This window comes from Sulfitobacter sp. HI0129, from assembly GCF_001635395.1.
Classification (GTDB): domain Bacteria; phylum Pseudomonadota; class Alphaproteobacteria; order Rhodobacterales; family Rhodobacteraceae; genus Sulfitobacter.
Genome location: NZ_LWGH01000596.1, coordinates 1 through 4457, shown reverse-complemented (window position 1 = coordinate 4457; position 4457 = coordinate 1). Strand labels below are relative to the sequence as shown.

The 4457-nt window shown below is 59.8% G+C and carries 4 protein-coding genes; 3 read left to right on the top strand and 1 reads right to left on the bottom strand.

Features of this window, described 5'->3' with window-relative positions:
* Positions 1–1849 (top strand): hybrid sensor histidine kinase/response regulator (locus A3764_RS15820; RefSeq protein WP_082865956.1); only part of this gene is annotated, 1849 nt, incomplete at its 5' end.
* Positions 1850–2081: 232 nt separating this feature from the next.
* Here A3764_RS15820 and A3764_RS15815 read toward each other — a convergent pair.
* A complete protein-coding gene (locus A3764_RS15815; RefSeq protein WP_067928651.1) occupies positions 2082–2411 on the bottom strand; it encodes a hypothetical protein in 330 nt (109 codons plus the stop codon).
* A 527-nt stretch (positions 2412–2938) separates the two neighbouring features.
* Here A3764_RS15815 and A3764_RS15810 point away from each other — a divergent pair.
* Together A3764_RS15810 and A3764_RS15805 are read left to right on the top strand one after the other, a co-directional pair.
* Positions 2939–3790: an SDR family oxidoreductase gene (locus A3764_RS15810; RefSeq protein ID WP_067928653.1), complete on the top strand. Its 852-nt coding sequence runs from the start codon at positions 2939–2941 to the stop codon at positions 3788–3790.
* Between the two features lie 162 nt (positions 3791–3952).
* Positions 3953–4457: FAS1-like dehydratase domain-containing protein (locus A3764_RS15805; RefSeq protein WP_201722444.1), on the top strand; the 505-nt coding region annotated here is incomplete at its 3' end.

The window sequence follows — 4457 nt, the reverse complement described above, 5'->3', positions numbered from 1 at the left end:
GAATTCCGTCGATCAGATGATCTGGTCGACCCGCCCTGACGGCTTTCACGATTTTTACAACGATCGGTGGTACGAATATACCGGCGTGCCCAAGAATTCGACGGACGGGGATGCCTGGAACGGGATGTTCCATGAGGAGGATCAGGAAAGATCCCGGCGTATCTGGCAGCATTCACTGGATACGGGCGAACCCTACGAGATTGAGTACCGCCTTCGCCACCGCTCCGGCGCCTATCGCTGGGTGCTGGGCCGGGCCCAACCCGTGCGCGGGCCGGACGGGACGATCAAGCGCTGGTACGGAACCTGCACCGATATTCACGACGAAGTGGTCGCCCGCACGGAGGAAGTGCATGAACTGACAAAGCAGCGCGACACGGCATGGGACCTGACCGAGGATCTGCTGGCCGTGGTGGCGCAGGACGGCAGCGCAGAGACGGTCAATGCGGCCTGGCAGCGTCAGTTGGGATATGCGCCGGAGGAGCTGATCGGCAAGACATTCGAGCCGCTTCTGCATCCGGACGACATGGACAAGACCGTGGCGGCGTTTGACAACATCGAAAATGACCCTGTGGCCAAACCCTACGAAAACCGGCTGCGGCACAAGGACGGCAGCTATCTTACCTTCGTGTGGTCGGCAACGATGCGCAATGGCCGCATCTATGCCTTCGGGCGCAATGTGACCGAGGAGCGCGCGCGCGAAGCAGCACTGGCGGAAACCGAAGCCGCCCTGCGCCAGAGCCAGAAGCTGGAGATGATCGGCCAGCTGACCGGGGGCGTTGCACATGACTTCAACAACCTGCTCATGGCGATCCAGTCGAGCCTCAACCTTCTGCAGAAGCGGCTGGTGGCACCTTCGGACGAGGTCAGCCGCTTTATCGACAACGCCCGACAGGCAACGGAACGGGGCGCGCGCCTTACCCAGCGGATGCTCGCGTTCGCGCGAAAGCAGGACCTGAACGCCCATGTGGTCGATGTCGGTGCATTGGTGCCGGATATGCGGGATCTGCTGCAGCGGTCCCTGGGCGCCGAGATCGAGCTTGAAATGACGGTTGCCGAAGATGTGGCGCCGGCGCTGGTGGACCGTAACCAGCTTGAAATGGCGATCCTGAACCTTGCCGTGAACAGTCGCGATGCGCTGGACGGGACCGGTACGATCTCCATCACCGTCGATGAAGTGGATTGGGACGAGCCCCGTGATCTGGAGCCGGGCCGCTATGTGCGGATCTCGGTCTCCGACAACGGATCGGGGATGGATTCCGCGACGCTGTCTCAGGCCATGGAACCTTTCTTTACCACCAAGGGTGTGGGCAAGGGCACCGGGCTGGGCCTGTCCATGGTACATGGTCTGGCGAAGCAATCGGGGGGCACGTTCATCATGGAAAGTACCTTGGGGGAGGGCACGAAGGCCTGCCTGTTGCTGCCGGTGGCCGAACAGGATGCAGAGACCGGCGAAGCGGAAGCGGAAGCCGAAGAGCAGCAAACCAAGACGGACCGCAGCCGCGTGATCCTTGCCGTCGACGACGATTTCCTCGTCTCCATGGGCACCGTCGCGATGCTGGAGGATCTCGGTCACGAGGTGATCGAGGCCCATTCGGGTGCAGAGGCGCTCACCCAACTTTCGGAGCGCCCGGATATCGAATTGATCGTCACCGATCAGGCCATGCCGAAGATGACCGGCGTCGAACTGGCGCAGCAGGTCCGCGAATCCAGGCCTGACATGCCCATCATCCTCGCGACAGGCTATGCCGACATGCCGGAAGGCGGAGCCAAGTACATCACCGCGAAGCTGGACAAGCCGTTTTCGGACGCGGGCCTAGCCAAGGTTCTGGGGGATGTGTTGAAAGGCTAGCTGGGCTTGGGGGGTCGGGAGTCGCCGCAACAACGCGGCGGCTTTTTACCCTAAGTTAGCCTTTGGGCTCTATTCCTGCTTCGCGTACCGGTAGTTGGTCGTTTCAAGCAGGAGGTTCTGAAAGCGCAGCAAACGAGTTTTGCAAAAATCCAAAAAGGAAACGCCCCACGGTGAATTACCGCAGGGCGTATCGATGCTGATCCTAAAGGGCGTTCTATACGCCCAAGGAAGATCAGGGTGTAGTTGTTGTCGTGGTCGAGTCGTCGTCGTCAGCTGCAATAGCTGCAACGAGCAGAACGCCGGCACCGACTGTCGCAGCTGTTGCCAGACCGCCGTCGAAGAGACCGCCAGTACCTGCTTGGATGCAGTTACGGCCGCGAACGCCGTTTGTCACAACGATTTCGGGCTCGCAGTTGTAGATCACGCCGTTCTGGCCCTGGATCTGAAGGGGATACTCGGGGTTGCCGGACTGACCGAGCACTGCTTCGGTCGTTGTTGTCTGTGCGAATGCCGCGGAAGAAAGCACGACTGCCGAGCTAATAAGGGAGATCATAAATTTCATTGTACACCACTCCTATGGTTTATGCTGCTACCGAACATATAGCAGGTGTTAATCTGCGGGCAAGGAAAAACATCGTCCGTATAGTGTTAGTATCCTACAGGAATTTCTTAACAATTCCAAGGAACAAGATAGCTGTGATGCCGGTTATAGAGAGTCCGAAACAACTTTCGCGTGCAGGGTTGGCACTAAGACGAGAACTAGTTTGAATGGAAGTCGAATTTTCGCTTCCGGAGGTGATTGCGCCTTGCAACTCATCCTTACAAAGAATGTGTAAATTCCCAATACTTCTACCGGCAGGTCCCAGAAGCGCTTTGAGACTGTCTTGACAGGCGGGCTGGAGGCCTTTGCTAAAGTCGCTATGCACAAAGCGCGGCGCCCCGCGAGTCCTCCGAACTATTCATGCACCGTAGCTTCCACATGTGCTCCGCTACCGGGTCGGAACGGAAAACCGGCGTCCCTCGTTCATCCCACAGCGGGGGATGCGCCGCGTCCTGACCCGCTTTGGTTAACGCGTTCAGGAGAGTCAGATGTCACAGGATTTCACCCCGATGGACAGCCCGCAGCGCCAGCCCGGGCTCGAACATGAAATGGACCCCGCACCCCAATACATGCCGCGCTATCCCGGCTCGGACCGGCTGAAGGGAAAGGTCGCGCTCATCACGGGTGGTGATTCCGGGATAGGTCGCGCTACGGCGGTACTCTATGCCCGGGAGGGCGCAAAGGTTGCCATTGTTTACCGGGATGAGGACAAGGATGCCCGCAAAACAGCGGACCTCATCGAGGATGAGGGGAGCCAATCCCTGCTGATCAAGGGGGACGTGGGGGACAAATCCTTCTGCGAGGATGCCGTTCGCCAAACTATGGATAAGTTCGGCCAACTCGACATTCTGGTGAACGACGCGGGTGAGCAGCACGCACAGGAGAATGTGGAAGATATCGAGGAAGCGCAGATCGAACGCACGTTTCGCACGAATATATTCGGCATGATGTTCATGACGCAGGCCGCGTTGCCGCATTTGAAAAAGGGTGCGCGCATCATCTGCGTCACGTCCGTCACGGCCTACAAGGGGCAGGACCTGCTGGTCGATTATGCTTCCACCAAGGGCGCGATCCTTGCGTTCCTGCGTGCCATGTCGGGCAAACTGGCGCCCGAGGGGATACTGGTAAACGGGGTGGCCCCCGGCCCGATCTGGACGCCGCTGATCCCGGCCTCCTTCCCCGAAGAGGCGGTGGAAGATTTCGGCAAAAACGCACCTCTCGGTCGACCGGGGCAGCCGAACGAGGTGGCGCCTTCGCTTCTGTTTCTCGCCTGCGACGATTCCTCTTACATGACCGGGCAGGTACTGCATCCCAACGGGGGCACGCTCGTCGGTGGCTGACGGGCACAGGATGCCATAGGGAAAAAGGAAACGACCCTTTGCATTCGGGGGCAGGGCGGTTCAGATGTACCCTGACCCGCTTTGGAGGAGGATAGCCCAATGCCCCATACCCGGCCCCCGCGCTTCACGAATAACCCATCCACGTCATAAATCATGTCGACGATGATGGACATAAAAAGGCTGCGCGAATGGATCGGTCGATCTGAAACCGAAGAAGAAGTTCTTTCCACACGGATAGCAACACAGTTCGCCGCAACGCTCGATCTGCCGGGGGAATGGACGGAAGGGGCAGAGGCGCCGCCGATGATTCACTGGTGCCTCGCCCAAGGCAGGGAGCCGACGCGCGCGCTGGCAGATGACGGTCATCCGCCGCGCGGGGGCTTTCTGCCGCCGGTAACCCTGCCGCGCCGGATGTGGGCGGGGGGAGAGTTGAGTTTCGTCGCGCCGCTGCGGGTAGGCAGTGTGGTGGAACGGCGCTCGACGGTTAGGGATGTCGTTGCGAAAGAGGGGCGCAGCGGGCCGCTCTGCTTTGTCACCGTCGAACACGTGTATCGCTGTGACGGGGTCGAAGCGCTGACCGAGCGGCAGGATATCGTTTACCGCGAGGCAGCTTCGACCCATAAGCCGGGCCAAGGGCAGAAGGCCCCGGAAGGGCAGGAACATCGCA

Coding starts and splice junctions, on each gene's coding strand:
- A3764_RS15810 (WP_067928653.1), top strand. CDS start 2,939: ATGTCACAGGATTTCACCCCGATGGACAGCCCGCAGCGCCAGCCCGGG.
- A3764_RS15815 (WP_067928651.1), bottom strand. CDS start 2,411: ATGAAATTTATGATCTCCCTTATTAGCTCGGCAGTCGTGCTTTCTTCC.